General features: G+C 48.1%; 13 protein-coding genes. 9 read left to right on the top strand and 4 right to left on the bottom strand.

What is annotated here, in order from left to right; all coding sequences use genetic code 11:
- Positions 1–33 precede the first annotated feature (33 nt).
- Positions 34–903, bottom strand: coding sequence for an aminoglycoside 6-adenylyltransferase (locus MKX59_RS16250; RefSeq protein WP_076265337.1), 870 nt, complete (start codon positions 901–903; stop codon positions 34–36).
- Positions 904–1,472: 569 nt separating this feature from the next.
- Here MKX59_RS16250 and MKX59_RS16245 point away from each other — a divergent pair.
- Positions 1,473–1,718, top strand: coding sequence for a hypothetical protein (locus MKX59_RS16245; protein WP_076265338.1), 246 nt, complete (start codon positions 1,473–1,475; stop codon positions 1,716–1,718).
- 83 nt (positions 1,719–1,801) lie between these two features.
- Here MKX59_RS16245 and MKX59_RS16240 read toward each other — a convergent pair whose 3' ends face one another.
- The 3 genes from MKX59_RS16240 to MKX59_RS16230 form a co-directional block, all read right to left on the bottom strand.
- Positions 1,802–2,635 (bottom strand): class I SAM-dependent methyltransferase, encoded by an 834-nt coding sequence (locus MKX59_RS16240; RefSeq protein ID WP_076265339.1) that lies wholly within the window; start codon positions 2,633–2,635, stop codon positions 1,802–1,804.
- A gap of 155 nt (positions 2,636–2,790) precedes the next feature.
- The gene (gene hslO, locus MKX59_RS16235) at positions 2,791–3,672 is read right to left on the bottom strand and encodes an Hsp33 family molecular chaperone HslO (protein WP_076265340.1); all 882 of its coding nucleotides are present in this window, start codon (positions 3,670–3,672) and stop codon (positions 2,791–2,793) included.
- 31 nt (positions 3,673–3,703) lie between these two features.
- Positions 3,704–4,180: an Rrf2 family transcriptional regulator gene (locus tag MKX59_RS16230; protein ID WP_081327414.1), complete on the bottom strand. Its 477-nt coding sequence runs from the start codon at positions 4,178–4,180 to the stop codon at positions 3,704–3,706.
- Between the two features lie 245 nt (positions 4,181–4,425).
- Between MKX59_RS16230 and MKX59_RS16225 the strand changes: the two genes are divergently transcribed.
- The 8 genes from MKX59_RS16225 (at position 4,426) to MKX59_RS16190 (ending at position 14,858) form a co-directional block, all read left to right on the top strand.
- Entirely contained in the window at positions 4,426–5,439 is a 1,014-nt protein-coding gene (locus tag MKX59_RS16225) for an LLM class flavin-dependent oxidoreductase (RefSeq protein WP_076265341.1), read from the top strand.
- Between the two features lie 263 nt (positions 5,440–5,702).
- On the top strand, positions 5,703–7,772 hold the full coding sequence (locus tag MKX59_RS16220; protein ID WP_028542340.1) for a bifunctional rhamnulose-1-phosphate aldolase/short-chain dehydrogenase: 2,070 nt from the start codon (positions 5,703–5,705) through the stop codon (positions 7,770–7,772).
- 352 nt (positions 7,773–8,124) lie between these two features.
- On the top strand, positions 8,125–9,345 hold the full coding sequence (rhaI, locus tag MKX59_RS16215; protein ID WP_028542339.1) for an L-rhamnose isomerase: 1,221 nt from the start codon (positions 8,125–8,127) through the stop codon (positions 9,343–9,345).
- Positions 9,342–10,817, top strand: coding sequence for a rhamnulokinase (gene rhaB, locus MKX59_RS16210; protein WP_053325348.1), 1,476 nt, complete (start codon positions 9,342–9,344; stop codon positions 10,815–10,817). Before rhaI ends, rhaB begins: the two co-directional genes overlap by 4 nt.
- 20 nt (positions 10,818–10,837) lie before the next feature.
- Positions 10,838–11,596, top strand: a complete 759-nt coding sequence (locus MKX59_RS16205; RefSeq protein ID WP_023988422.1) for a DeoR/GlpR family DNA-binding transcription regulator — start codon at positions 10,838–10,840, stop codon at positions 11,594–11,596.
- 268 nt (positions 11,597–11,864) lie between these two features.
- Entirely contained in the window at positions 11,865–12,593 is a 729-nt protein-coding gene (locus tag MKX59_RS16200; RefSeq protein ID WP_025724218.1) for a (Fe-S)-binding protein, read from the top strand.
- On the top strand, positions 12,590–14,110 hold the full coding sequence (locus MKX59_RS16195; RefSeq protein WP_028542337.1) for a LutB/LldF family L-lactate oxidation iron-sulfur protein: 1,521 nt from the start codon (positions 12,590–12,592) through the stop codon (positions 14,108–14,110). Before MKX59_RS16200 ends, MKX59_RS16195 begins: the two co-directional genes overlap by 4 nt.
- Positions 14,103–14,858, top strand: coding sequence for a LutC/YkgG family protein (locus tag MKX59_RS16190; protein WP_028542336.1), 756 nt, complete (start codon positions 14,103–14,105; stop codon positions 14,856–14,858). The genes MKX59_RS16195 and MKX59_RS16190 overlap by 8 nt, the downstream gene beginning before the upstream one ends.
- The last annotated feature ends 7 nt before the right edge of the window (positions 14,859–14,865 follow it).

Below are 14,865 nucleotides of genomic sequence, written 5' to 3'. Positions count from 1 at the left end.
GCACATATAAATCAAGTGCAGCCTGGTTTTTTATCAATAAATGTCCTTAGCATCTGCTGGGAGAGCTTTTACGTGATGGAGATAGTTCGTAACACGTTGATCGTCCAGAGTCGGATATTCGTAACCATAATGGTTCGCTACTTCCAAGGCAACTTCTCTAAATAAATTTCCCATGATAAAAAGAGACTGCCACATATGTTCATAATCTGCATCCGCAAACGTTTGGATGTAGGCTGTCCATTGTTCAGGCTCAAGGTGGTTCTCGAAATATTTTCCCTGCTTACCCGGATCTGCCGCGAAGTCTGTTCGTATACCAATATGCCATTCCAACATCAAGTGGAGCGCATCTCTAACAGGCCGATCCAGCATAAATTTAGCATAGGGCAGCTCTTGTCGCCATAATCCTTTAGCCACATAAGTACTGACCCACCAGAACTCGTTGCAGGAATCCGCATAGGCTTGGGCGGTTGGGGGTATCGTCTTATAATCTTGAAGACTTGGCGGTGGGAAAGGCTGCACAAGCCCGTCTTTATCCAGCAGCAGTACACTTAAGCTGTCTCGGGTCCAATTGGCGATGTTTTCTGTAGGATAGAGAGTAAGATCTATGCGATTGCCGTCCGTAAATAACATGAGAAAAGCAAAACGATCACGGGGCATCGGAGTAGGTTCCATATGCTCATCGGGCGTCTGCATAATGATCAATTCACCAAAATGGTTGATCCAGCGACGTTCCTGAATAAAGCTGTCCATGGAGGATACGAGAAAGACGATATCATAATCCTGAAAAATGTCCCGTGAAGCATGTGGATTGGCGCGTGAACCATTCAGAATCACGGCACGTACCCGTTCGTCCTCTTGAGCAAAATGGAGAATGGTATGAAGCATTTCATGTTCACTTCTCATAATAGTTGTCTCCACAAGCGATATCTAAAGGAGAAAAACGTGGACAAGGGAGCAATAGAAATAATGGCCACTAGCTCAAGGATCATCAAGGAAAACAACCTCCTGTAAGTTCTTTTATCTGGGATAAGTCTCCTATCCTTACAATAGCCTATACACAGAAGCCATTCAATTGTGCTGCCGAGGCCTTCTTCATTACCAGAAGTACACTTGACCGAATTGTATGTTTTATCCATAATGAAGCGAGGCATCAAGTACAGACCATCTTAGAGCCTAATCCTCTAATACGTTTAAAGGAGTGATGATGTTTGAACACGAACAAACAAATCAAAAAGCTTATGAGAGATTTATGTATTTAGATGAATAAGAAAGAATCTCTCATAGGCTTATGGGAGGCAAATCGGACAGATGTGTGCTCATCACATGATTAAAGGAATAGAACTCGCGGAATCTTATTTTTATAAGGCATTCGGTCTTTTTATTACAATGAAGCATCACATATCGATTCAAGGTGTTATTAGCGGCACCATACCGGGTAGAATTTTTTTATCTAATAATGGGATACCGCTGTATTGAGCAACCCCCAAGGCATTTTTCTGGGAGGAAGTCCGGACAATAAAGCCTTTTTAAAAGAAATCAACATGTTGCTTCAAGAAATCCTGTTGCCTCAACTTGCATCTAAAGGAAAATTAGACTACGTGCTATATTACCCGGCAGATGAGAAGTGGGAAGCTGCTCTTGAAACCGTGATGAAGGATTTACGGCCTATGAAGAGGTGGACGAATGACGTTTACTCAGCATTTGGACGGTATAGCTAATCCGCTTGGAGAGGATATCGTAGCAATAGATCGTGAACTATTAAAGCAGCGGCATCTGACCGTAATTGTAGAGGTGCTGAGTTTTAAGACTTGGTACCTACCGCAAGCATATGCGGGCTCATACCGATTACGGATTCCTGCTCTTCAACCTGCCGTGATATATCCAGCAAGCGGCTGCGATGGGAAGGAAGCACCCACTTTTCCTCAAATCCGGGTGCAATCCAGACGGGTCCTTCCACGCCCAGTACACGAGGCTTCGGCAATCCAGCCGCCTGCCAGTCTGCGCGCAAGGCATCCGGTGTATGGAAGTAGGAGCGTGTGAGAAAAGAGGGATAAGCAGCAGGGCGCACATGCTGACCATCTGTTAGCTCCTGTCTGACCATATCCATGAACGCATCTTCCTCCACAATGGTATTGTACTCACCGTACACCGATAGCCCCCACAGTAGCGAGCCAAACCTGGAAATAGCTGAAGTAATCAGCGTTCCACCTTTTTTTAAGACACGCGCCGCTTCTTGCAGTGCTTTTACTCGTTCCTTCTGTTCCGTTAAATGATATAAAGGTCCCATCAATAGCACGATGTCCGCGCTTTCATCTTTACGATCAAGATTTCTGGCATCCGCGGTTTCCAGCTTGCTGATGATGGGTTTATTCAGTTGCTGCTGACGAGCGAATTCAATGGCTTGGGAAGATAGATCAAATAGATGAACTTCGTATCCCAGCTCCGCCAGCCACGAAGAGTAGACCCCTACACCGCCGCCGATATCGTAAATAACATGAGTAGACTCCCTGAGATAACGTGAAATGATTTCTTTTGATCTTTCCAGTTCTATTTTTCCTATGCCTCGCTCTAACCTGCCTATTTCTACACCGCCATCATAATAAGCCAGAATTTCATGCGTATCTTTTTTGAGCATAGCGCACCTCATCTCAAGTGATTGGAATAATATAACATTATCACTTACATCATGAACAAGTCTACCGTGTTTAGGATTAAGAAACCATCGGAAGCATTGGGAAAGAAAAAAGCTGTTCCCCAGTAGCTAAACCTACTTTTTGGGAACAGCCATATTTAAATGATGTTTGTTTCCAGCATGCCCTCGAGATCTTCTTTGGTAAGATGGTAGTGTGCGTTACAAAAGTGGCAATGAGCTTCAGCCTGTCCATCGGTATGGATCATATCTTCTATTTCCTTATTCCCTAAGCTGATAATGGCATTGGTAACGCGCTCTTCTGAGCAGGGACAATGAAATTGTACAGGCATGGTTTCCAGTATGTTTATGTTGCTTTCTCCTAAAATCTGACCCAGAATCTGCTCTGGTGTAAGACCTTCCATGACCATTGCGGAGATGCTTGGAATGCTCTCAATACGTCTCTCGATAAAACTGATAACCTCTTCTGGTGTATCTGGCATCAGCTGAATAATAAAACCTCCAGCCGCCTGTATAGAGTTATCCGGGTTAACAATAACTCCCGCTCCCACAGAAGAAGGAATTTGTTCGGATTGGACGAGATAAGATGTGAAGTCCTCGCCCAGTTCACCCGATATGAGAGGGACCTGTCCAACAAACGGGTGTTTTAAGCCGATATCTTTGGATACAATTAGCGCTCCATCTGTTCCTACAGCTCTGGCGACATCCAATTTCCCTATCTGATTAAGCTCAAAATGGGTTTGTGGATTTTTTACATAACCTCTAACTTCACCTTTGGAGTTGGTATCGACAAGAATGGTGCCGATAGGTCCGCCACCGTTGATTCTGATCGTCAGTTTATCCTCATCTTTAAGCATGGCTCCCAGCATGACGCCGACCGTCATAGAACGTCCCAATGCAGCCGATGCTGTGGGCCAGGTATAATGACGCCGTTGGGCTTCACTTACCGTTTCCGTTGTTCTCACGGCATAAGCCCGTACCTGATTGTTGTAGGCAAGAGCTTTTACTAAATAATCGTTCATGTTCATATTCCTTTCTGTTAATTAGAGTTCTTTACAAGACCATTTTTTCCTGAATCCAGTTCTCCAAAGAAGTAATTTTGTCATCATATCCTTCTTTAAAAAAGTCAGCGGATAGTGACGCGATGGTTTCTCTTTTCAGAACGGCCTTCCAGGAGGCTTCCGCTTCTTCCATCAAATTTGCCAGTAAACAACACTCATCGTCTTTCTTTAATTCAAGCATTTCGTTGTATATACCACTGGAAGAATAAAGGGTTTGTTGTCCCTCAATCGCTAGATAAATATCAAATACCCGTATATCCTCAGGTTTTTTCTTTAATTTGAACCCGCCCTTGACACCAGGTACAGAAGTGATCAAATCGGAGCTAACCAATTTTCGTAACAGTTTATGAAAATAAGTAGGTGAAGCACCTAACTGCTGGCTGATGGCCTCCCCAGGTAAAACGGCTTTGTCCGGCAGCATCGTGAGTAGAAGAAGAGCGTAGACAGATTGTTCGACACCTGTTTTCATATGCACTAGCAATCACCTCAATATTTATAACCAGGCTAATGTGGATAAACATTATCCACATATATTGCATAATAGATGAGCTTATTATAAAAGTAAACTGTTTTTTGATAAAAACTAAAAATTTAAATCATTTGCAATTCATAACGGAACACATTATCATAATTGACGTATCAATTGATGGGTCAAAGAATTAAGACGTTGAGGGAAATATGTAAAATAATATTTTGACAGGGGGTTTATATATCATGACTACGCGTAACGTTGCACTATCTATATTAGATCTTGCACCTGTCATTGAAGGCGGCACTCCTGCCGATTCCTTCCGCGACACGGTGGATCTTGCCCAGCATGCTGAACAATGGGGGTACCATCGGTACTGGCTAACGGAGCATCATAACATGCAGGCGGTCGCCAGTGCGGCTACGTCCGTGATCATCGGGCATGTAGCTGCACATACAGACAAGATTCGGGTCGGTTCAGGCGGTATTATGCTGGCTAACCATGCTCCACTCATGATTGCAGAGCAGTTTGGAACCCTAGAGTCGCTCTATCCGGGACGAATTGATCTAGGACTTGGCCGGGCTCCAGGCACGGATCAACCCGCGATGAGGGCACTGCGGCGAGGGCTTCACAGTACTGGGGAAGATTTCCCCGAGCAATTGAATGAGCTGCGTTCTTACCTGAATCCAGCGCTAAACGGAGCCGTTCCGGGAGTAAGAGCGATTCCTGGAGAGGGGCTGGACATTCCCATCTGGTTACTGGGATCAAGCGGATTCAGCGCACAGCTGGCAGGTCAGCTTGGGTTGCCGTTCGCGTTCGCCAGCCACTTTGCCCCGGCTCATTTGCTACAGGCTTTAGAGTTGTATCATCGCAATTTTCGGCCATCCAAAGCACTGGATAAGCCATATGTGATGGTCGGTGTTAATGTGCTTGTTGCAGATTCTGATGAGGAAGCAAAATGGCTCTTTACTTCACAAGAACAGCAGTTTCTAAATGTGCTGCGCGGGCACAGCGGAGGACTGAAGCCACCAGTGGATGACATGGAAAAGCTTTGGAGTGAGCACGAGAAGGAGATGGTTCGTGGTAATATGCTGGGGTATTCAGCCATCGGCAGTCCTGACACCGTCAAGCAAAAGATGGATTTGATAATCGACCAGACGAGAGCCAATGAGCTGATTACAAACTCTCAGGTATATGACCATCAAGCGCGCCTGCGCTCGTACGAGCTGCTAGCCAAAGTGATGCGTATAGTTGGGTAATTAGATGAGTTAAACAAATGAGGCTGTGCCAGAAAGGTTCTTATAACCGATTCTGACATGGCCTTTATTTTCTGCGTGGAAATGATCGTTTTACAATGAATATATCCGTTTTATAGATGGGTAAAAATTAAAATTTATTTTTGATTATTTTTGTATTACTTATTTTCAAATTAAAACAAAAGTGTTATAGTCTCCATAAACAAAGAATAACCACTTTAATAAAGCCTTTCAAAACTAAAACTAAACTTGGAGGTCTTTTTCCTATGGTACAAAGTCTGTGGATTTCTTCACAAGCATCTGAGCAGAAAAGCACGCTGGAACAGCTCGTATACCGTTCTAACCTGATTGGCACAGATAGGAGTGTGTGCAACTGGGGAGGCGGCAACACTTCGGCCAAAACGATGATACAAGATTTTCGTGGGCGTGAAGTAGAAGTGATGTACGTTAAGGGCAGCGGTTCCGATCTCGCAACAATGAAAGCGCATAACTTCACAGGGCTTCGTATGGAGGATATTCGTCCTTTATTTGAAAGGGAAGATATGTCTGACGAGGATATGGTCGCATATTTGGCGAACTGTATGATAGATGCCAAGCATCCACGGGCTTCAATTGAGACGCTATTGCATGCTTTTCTGCCTTTTAGACATGTGGATCATACACACCCGGACGCGATTATTAGCTTGTGCTGTGCGCACAACGGCAAGGAAATCGCTAAGGAAATTTTCGGTGACCGTTTTGTATGGGTGCCTTATATCCGTCCTGGCTTTAAGCTATCGAAAATGATTGCCCAAGGTGTACTCGATCATCCACAAGCTGAATTGGTATTGATGGAAAAGCATGGTCTGGTTACGTGGGGAGAGACATCCGAAGCGGCTTATGCGAAAACAATCGAAATCATTCAAGAAGCAGAAAGCTATATTAAAGCTCGTCAAGAGGAAAAGCAGGCATTTGGAGGCACAAAATATAAAGCGCTTACTTATAAAGAACGCCGCAGCATTGCATCCCAGGTCATGCCATCCGTCCGTGGTGCAGTCAGTGATGAGAAAAAGATGATCCTCACCTTTGATGACGCGGAGGATGTGTTGGAGTTTGTGAACGGCAGGGATTCTGCTGCTTTATCCCAGGTCGGGGCTGCGTGCCCGGATCATCTGGTCCATACCAAGATGAAGCCACTCTATGTAGATTGGACACCGGATGTGGAGGATGTAGAGGGCTTGAAAGTTAAGCTTGCCGAGGGTATAGCAGCCTATAAGGAGCAGTATCAAGCTTATTTCGAGCGCAATCGGCATGAGGGAGATGTTATGTTTGAGGCTGCGCCACGTGTAATTTTGATTCCGGGTATTGGTATGATCAACACAGGAAAAAGCTGGAGCAACGCGCAGGTAAGCGGCGCCTTGTATCATCGTGCTATTGCTGTCATGCGAGGAGCAACGGCGTTAGGAGAATTTGTTTCACTCAGCGAGAACGAGTCATATAACGTGGAATATTGGCCGCTGGAGCTTTATAAGCTGTCACTCGCGCCAGCAGAAGCTGAATTTTCCCGTAAAATTGCGTTCATTACAGGCGGTGCAGGCGGAATTGGCAGTGCAACCGCACGTCGTTTGGTGGATGAAGGCGCACATGTCGTACTGGCAGATCTGAATCTAGAAGGCGCGCAAAAGGTAGCCGCAGAGATAAATAGCAGCTACGGAGAAAATCGTGCCATCGCCGTAAAAATGGATGTGACGCTGGAGGAGCAAATTCAGGCTGCCTATGCAGAAACGGCATTGACCTATGGCGGTGTAGATATCATCGTCAACAATGCAGGGCTTGCTACATCCAGTCCGTTCGATGAAACATCGTTAAAGGAATGGAATTTAAATGTGAATGTGCTGGGAACGGGTTATTTTCTGGTTGCACGAGAAGCGTTCAAGCTCATGAAGGAGCAGACACTTGGCGGCAGCATGGTGTTCGTCGGTTCCAAAAACTCGGTCTACGCAGGAAAAAATGTAACAGCCTACAGCTCGGTCAAGGCGCTGGAAGCGCATTTAGCCCGTTGTATTGCCGCAGAAGGCGGTGAATATGGTATCCGTGTGAACACCATTTTGCCGGATGCCATTCTGCAAGGCTCGGCAATCTGGAACTCCAATTGGCGCAACGAGCGCGCTGCCGCCTACGGGATTGAGCCCGACCAGCTGGAGGAACATTACCGCAAACGGACGACGCTGCTGGTCAACATTTACCCGCAGGATATCGCCGAGGGCATTGCCTTTTTCGCCTCATCCAAGGCAGAGAAAACGACAGGTTGTATGCTGACCATCGACGGTGGCGTTCCCGCAGCATTTACACGCTAGCCGAATTAAAATGAACCTATGTAAGCGATAGACTCATTTCAACGGCTCAACACTTAGGATTATAATGAACTAATTTAATGTACTAATCTATTTCACTAATCCAAGCCACATGACGATAGTTTCGAAGGGCTTATACACACTAACACTTTAAAAATAGAAGTGACTTTATGGGTGGTCAGCAGCAGAGCGGGCGGAATTGTTCTGAAGAAACGATGTGTTCGCCTTTGCAACGGGATTTTAACCTTATCATGTGTTATAAAATGAGAAATCCCGTTGCAACAGCGATCGGAAGAATAATCCGCACGCGAAGCGGCCTCCCGTAACTCACTTCATTTTCCAAGGAGGAACCACGATGAGTGACAAAGCGTACGCCTTATTCGAGGAGCAACAGCAACAACGGGGCATTGACCTGGAGCAAGTAAAGGCAAAGCTGAAAGCGCTTAGCATAGAAACACCATCCTGGGGATATGGCGACTCAGGTACACGGTTTAAAGTCTTTCAGAAAACAGGCGTGCCGCGTGATCCGTTCGAAAAGTTGGAGGATGCTGCGCAGGTTCATGCCGTGACAGGCCTATGTCCATCCGTTGCGATCCACATTCCGTGGGATACAGTAGACAATTACGGCAAGCTTCGCAGTCATGCCGAAAGCTTGGGACTACAGATTGGGGCCGTGAATCCCAACCTGTTTCAAGACGAGGACTACATGCTCGGCAGTGTCACCAATGTAGACCCGGCCATCCGCCGCAAGGCCATCAACCATTTGCTGGAATGCGTGGATATTGCGAAGGAAACGGGCTCTAACGATTTTAGCTTATGGTTCGCAGACGGAACGAATTATCCCGGCCAGGGGGACATTCGCAAACGGAAAAATTGGATGCTGGAAGCGCTCAGTGAAATGTATAAGGCGCTTACTCCTGACATGCGCATGTTGATTGAATACAAGGCGTTCGAGCCAGCCTTTTACCATACGGATATTGCCGATTGGGGTATGGCGTACAATTTCGCAACCAAGCTGGGGCCGCAGGCACAGGTGCTGGTGGATACAGGGCATCATCTGCCGGGAGCCAACGTGGAGCATATTGTCGCGTTTCTAATTGATGAGAAGCGATTAGGTGGTTTTCATTTTAATAGCTACAAATATGCGGATGATGATCTGATCGTGGGCTCCGCGAATCCGTATGAACTGTTCTTGATTTTTTATCAGATTTTGAATGCGGCTCAGGATGCGGATGCGGATATTCGCCATACCGTCGATAAAATTGCTTATTTGATCGACCAATCGCACAATATTGAACCCAAAATTCCGGCGATGATTCGCTCGGTGCTGAATGTGCAGACTCAATATGCGAAGGCACTTCTGATCAATCATGCAGAGGTGGAGGAAGCGGCGAGTCGCCAGGATGTGCTGGGTGCGGAGGATGCCGTGCGCCAAGCGTTTGAGTTCGATGTGGCACCATTGCTCAGAGCGATCCGTGAAGAGCAAGGGTTACCGGCAGACCCGATGAAAGCCTATTTAGCGTCTGAGTATGGCACGCAGATTTTGCAAAGAGGCAAGGGTGGTGCAAGCTGGTGAGCATCCTCGCTTATGATTTGGGGGCAAGCAGCGGCAGGGTTCTACTCGGAGAATTGACAGATTCACGTATAGTGGTGGAGGAAATTCACCGCTTTTCGAATGATCCGGTCAAGGTTGGGGAGCGTCTGCACTGGGATCTGTTGCGTCTGTATCACGAGGTTCAGCAAGGCTTGCTCAAAGCCAAGCATATGGGAGTGAATCCGTCCAGTCTTGCGATTGACTCCTGGGCGGTCGATTTTGGATTAATTGGGAAAACCGGAGAATTGCTGGGGAACCCTTATCATTATCGGGATTGGCACACCCACGGGGTGATGGAAGAAATACAGGAACGGCAGGGAAAAGACTTCATTTTTCAGCGTACAGGCATTCAGTTTTTGACGTTTAACACGATTTATCAGCTGGCTGCTATGCGAAATGCGAGTTCACCGTTGCTGGAGCAGGCAAAGCATTTCTTGATGATTCCAGATCTGCTGCGGTATTTTCTGACAGGTGAAATGTACAATGAGTTTTCGAATGCGACCAGCACGCAATTATATAATCCGTTGCAGCAAAAATGGGATGATGAGCTTTTGTCTGGAATCAATATTCCCCGTTCCTGGTTTGGTGAGGTACTGGAGCCAGGAAATGTTGCAGGAACTATCCGCTCGTCGGTCATGACCGATCTGGGTATTGGGGCGATTCCTGTAATTGCAGTAGCAGAGCACGATACGGGATCTGCTGTGGCTGCCGTGCCTGCGCTGGAGCACTCGTTTGCGTACTTGAGCTGCGGAACATGGTCCCTGATGGGAACGGAAACGGCACAGCCTGTAATCAATGACGATACGCTTCGTTTTAATTTTACGAACGAAGGTGGGGTCGGTCGAACTTACAGGCTGCTTAAAAACATTATGGGCTTGTGGATTTTACAGGAGGCGCGCAGAGAATGGGAGCGGCAGGGATACTCCTATTCCTTCCCCGAACTGGTTCATATGGCAGAACAGGCTCCAGCATTCACTTCTTTGATTGACCCGGACGATGAACTGTTTCTGCACGCCGGGGATATGAAAACACGTATTCGCCAATATTGCCGCAACACCGGGCAGCCATTGCCCGAGACGCCGGGAGAAATCACGCGCTGTGTTTTGGAGAGTCTGGCGTTAAAGTACCGTTACATTTTGGAGCTTACGGAGCAGGTGTCAGGACAACGGTTTAATGGTTTGCATATGGTCGGAGGAGGGATTCAAAATCGCTTGCTGTGCCAATGGACAGCTAATTCGATTCAAAAACCAGTGTGGGCGGGACCTGCAGAAGCGAGCGCAATCGGCAATCTTGCGGTACAATGGATGACACAGGGAAAGTTCGCCGATATATGGGAAGCACGCCGGGTCATCGCGGATTCTATTTCCGTGGAGGAATATGAACCTGCCGAGTCAGAAGCGTGGGAGGATGCCTACGGGCAATTCCGGCGGGTGGCGGGACTTTTTGTACATTAAAGATGTGGAGTGAGATTGCCATGCTGGTCGCAGAAAGATATGAGATGATTGTGCAGCTCGTTAATGAAAAAGGAAGCATACGGGTGTCCGAATTGAGTGAGTTGTGCAAAGTAACGGAGGAAACGATCCGCCGTGATCTGGACCGCCTGGAGCAGGCGGGACGACTGCGCCGTTCGCATGGGGGAGCGGTCAGTGTCAAAAACGAGCAGCCTGAAACGCCCTATGCGGTACGGGAAATTATGAACGCAGAGGAAAAGCGTAGGATTGCCGAGGAAGCGGTCAAGCAGATTCAGCCGAATGATCGTATTTTGCTGGATGCCAGCACAACCGCCTGGTATATGGCGTCAAGTTTACCGGATATTCCTTTGACAATATTAACAAATTCAATTCGGGTAGCTACAGAGCTGGCGGGTAAGGAAAAAATCGAGGTCATTTCGACGGGCGGGCAGTTGCTTCAACGCTCGTTGTCATTTGTAGGCCCGCTCGCAGAGCGTTCACTAGAAACCTATTATGTGGATAAATTGTTTTTCTCCAGCCAGGGGGTTCATCTGGATCGCGGTATTAGCGAATCAAATGAACTGCAAGCTCGTTTGAAGCAGAAAATGGTCAGCATTGCAGACCGTGTGATTTTACTGGCGGATGCGAGCAAATTTGGGCAACAGGCGTTTACGCATGTCGTGAACCTGTCGCAGGTATCCGAGATTATTACGGATTCGCGGTTGTCGGACCCGATTCGCAGTCAACTTGCGGAGCTGGCTATTCCAGTCACGGTTGTGTGAAGCGGGGAGTTTCCAAGGTGAAGGCCGCTTTGCGTTTCATTTGGTCTTACGATCGCTATTGCAGTGGGATTCTTTGATGATGTAAAAAAGTTATAAGTGAGAATCCCACTGCAAGCTTCTAAAGTATCACTTCCCCCGGATTTTTAGCATTGAGTAAAGAATCTGGGGGCAACAGCGATGGGAAGCACCATCTGACTGCGCAGCGGCACTATAGGTAACCTTTCAGTTATAAAGTAATAGCTATTCCATGGACGGAAGGGTGTTCCGTATGAAGGTATCTTTATTTATTACCTGCCTAAGTGATGCGATTTATCCCAAGGTAGGGGAAGCGATGGCACGCTTGCTTGTCAGATATGGTGTTCAGCTGGATTTTCCGAAGATACAGACATGCTGCGGACAGCCATCCTATAACAGCGGCTATTGGGATGAAACGAGGGTTGCGGCTAAAACGATTTTGAAAGCGTTTAACGACAGCGATTTTGTCGTATCTCCTTCCGGCTCTTGCACATATATGATTCATCATTACCCGGAGTTGTTTAAGGATGAACCCGAATGGCTCGATTCGGCACGGAGGCTGGAGCAAAAGACGTATGAGTTTACGCAATTTATGGTGCAGGTGCTTGGCGTGACCGATGTGGGCGCGTCTTTTCCGCATACGGTAACCTACCATCCGTCTTGCCATGGCACACGTTTGCTCGGCGTGAAGGAGGAACCGATGAAGCTGCTTGGCAGTGTAAAGGGGCTGCAATTAGTACCACTTCCCTTTGCTGAGGACTGCTGTGGCTTTGGCGGGACTTTCGCGGTGAAAATGCCGGATATTTCGGGAGCGATGGTGACTGAAAAAGTGGACCACATCAGGGAGACCGAAGCCGAGGTACTGGTCGGACTAGATATGGCCTGCTTGATGAACATTGCTGGAAATCTTCGGTATCGGGAGGAGCCAGTTCGGGTGATGCATCTGGCTGAGCTGCTGTACGAAGGGGTGAAGCACGCATGACCGCCGTACACTCACATTCCATGAACCAAAAGGTCAAAAAACGCGCAGAGCTGGCCCTAAATGATGATTTTCTGCGGAATGCAGTTCGTTTCACTACGGAGCGGCTTCGTAACGGCAAGCGGGTGGCTTCAGAACAGCACGGAAATTGGGAGGAATGGCGGGAACGGGGCCGTCAAATTCGTCTGCATACCATTGCCCATCTGGACTATTACTTAAATCTATTTGTAGAAAATGCCCGTGCCAACGGGGTGCATATTCATTTTGCCGATACAGCAGCCGATGCCGTACGTATTACACTGGATATTGCTGCGCATAGCCAAGCCCGCTCCGTCGTCAAATCCAAGTCGATGGTGTCGGAGGAGCTGCATTTGAATCAGGCGCTGGAGGGTGCGGATATCGAGACGATTGAAAGTGACCTCGGTGAATATATTATTCAACTGGCAGGAGAGCCCCCGTCTCATATCGTCATTCCGGCGATTCACAAAAACCGCTATCAGATTGCCGAGCTGTTATCCAAAGAAGCAGGGGAGAAACTGTCCGCGGATACGACGATTTTGGCGGGCTTTGTCCGCAAAAAGCTACGCGAAAAGTTTCTGGAAGCGGATATTGGCATGACCGGGTGTAATTTTGCTATCGCCGAGACAGGCTCCATGGTCCTGTTTGAAAATGAAGGCAACGCACGAATGGTATCCACTTTGCCCAAAACGCAAATTACGCTGATGGGCATGGAACGGATTATTCCATCCTGGACGGATTTGGAGGTGATGGCTACATTACTGCCACGATCCGCTACTGGACAGAAGCTGACCATGTACATGTCTGGTATTTCAGGCCCTCGGCGCAGCCAAGATGCCGATGGGCCTGACGAAATGCACATCATCATCGTAGATAACGGACGTTCACTACAGCTAGGCAATCCCGAGTTTCAAGAGTTGCTGAATTGCATTCGCTGTGGGGCTTGCCTGAATGCCTGTCCAGTGTACCGACACATTGGCGGGCATGCGTATGGCGGGACATATAGTGGCCCTATCGGTGCAGTGCTTACGCCTGCCCTTCATGGCAACATCGAAGAGTGGAACGATATTGCGAGTGCATCCAGTCTGTGTGGTGCGTGTTATGAAGCCTGTCCGGTCAAAATACCGCTGCATGATATGCTGGTATATTTGCGTAGACGTAAGGTAGAGGCGGGACAAGGAGATAAGCTGGAAACAGTAGGAATGAAAGGTTTTGCGACCGTGGTTTCCAGCTCGAAGCGATTCGCAGCGGCGATTCGGCTAGGGCAGATTGCTCAGAAAGCGGTCGTTCGTAAGGGCGAAATTACCCTAAAGCTGGGCCCCCTAAAGGGATGGAATACGTACCGTGTGGCTCCCTCTTTGGCGAAAAAATCCTTCCGTCAGCAATGGAACACGCTGGAGCATAAGCTGGAGCAGGAACGCAATGTGATGCAGCCGGATGTTCTCAGTCGAATGGAGAAGATTTTGGCAGATAGAAGTAAAGGAGGGACGCAGCATGAGTGAACAGAGTAATCCTTCTGCGCAAGCAAAAGCGGCCCATGAAACGTGGCTTCATCAAATGGAAGCAGAATCCCGTGCCAAGCAGGTACGCTTTATGGACGACATCGCGACGCGGCTCAAGCGTCCACGACAAACGGAACCGCCAGTTCAGCCGTTTCGCGGGGCACCTGCATTTTGGCACGAATTCGAATGGAGCGCGGAGCAGCGCATCGAAGAGTTCACCGCCAACTTTACAAGTGTTGGCGGGCATGTCGTGCGTCTGTCGGATTTGGAGCAGACCGCAGACTGGATCGCGCACAAAGCGCGAGAGCTGGGAGCGGCCTATATCGTCCGGCAGAATGAGCCGGACCTGGATGCGCTCCAGCTGGAATTGGCGCTGCCGGAAGTCCGTTTATCGGTGTGGAACACCGATCCAGTCGAGGATTGGAAGGCCCGCGCCGCCGAGGCGGATATCGGCATCGTCATCGCCGACGAAGCGGCTGCTTACACCGGTTCGGTAGCGGTGCTATCCTCGCCGGAGAAAGGCCGTGCGGTCAGCCTTTTGCCAACTGTACTGATCATTCTTCTGCCAGTAGAGCGCTTGCGAACACGGCTGGGCGAAATTCTAAGCCATTTTGACGAAGCCGGGCGTGAGCAACTGCCCGCAGGCATTCATTTTATTACTGGACCGAGCCGCTCGTCGGATATTGAAAATGATCTGACGATCGGTGTACACGGGCCGGGTATCGTCTATACACTGTTGATTGGTTAGTTTGTAG

It is taken from the genome of Paenibacillus sp. FSL R7-0340, from assembly GCF_038002205.1.
Lineage (GTDB): Bacteria > Bacillota > Bacilli > Paenibacillales > Paenibacillaceae > Paenibacillus > Paenibacillus polymyxa_B.
This window is presented reverse-complemented; position numbering and strand designations above follow the sequence as displayed.

Coding starts and splice junctions, on each gene's coding strand:
- MKX59_RS16225 (WP_076265341.1), top strand. CDS start 4,426: ATGACTACGCGTAACGTTGCACTATCTATATTAGATCTTGCACCTGTC.
- MKX59_RS16250 (WP_076265337.1), bottom strand. CDS start 903: ATGAGAAGTGAACATGAAATGCTTCATACCATTCTCCATTTTGCTCAA.
- MKX59_RS16205 (WP_023988422.1), top strand. CDS start 10,838: ATGCTGGTCGCAGAAAGATATGAGATGATTGTGCAGCTCGTTAATGAA.
- MKX59_RS16220 (WP_028542340.1), top strand. CDS start 5,703: ATGGTACAAAGTCTGTGGATTTCTTCACAAGCATCTGAGCAGAAAAGC.
- hslO (WP_076265340.1), bottom strand. CDS start 3,672: ATGAACGATTATTTAGTAAAAGCTCTTGCCTACAACAATCAGGTACGG.
- MKX59_RS16230 (WP_081327414.1), bottom strand. CDS start 4,180: ATGAAAACAGGTGTCGAACAATCTGTCTACGCTCTTCTTCTACTCACG.
- MKX59_RS16200 (WP_025724218.1), top strand. CDS start 11,865: ATGAAGGTATCTTTATTTATTACCTGCCTAAGTGATGCGATTTATCCC.
- MKX59_RS16195 (WP_028542337.1), top strand. CDS start 12,590: ATGACCGCCGTACACTCACATTCCATGAACCAAAAGGTCAAAAAACGC.
- MKX59_RS16190 (WP_028542336.1), top strand. CDS start 14,103: ATGAGTGAACAGAGTAATCCTTCTGCGCAAGCAAAAGCGGCCCATGAA.
- rhaI (WP_028542339.1), top strand. CDS start 8,125: ATGAGTGACAAAGCGTACGCCTTATTCGAGGAGCAACAGCAACAACGG.
- MKX59_RS16240 (WP_076265339.1), bottom strand. CDS start 2,635: ATGCTCAAAAAAGATACGCATGAAATTCTGGCTTATTATGATGGCGGT.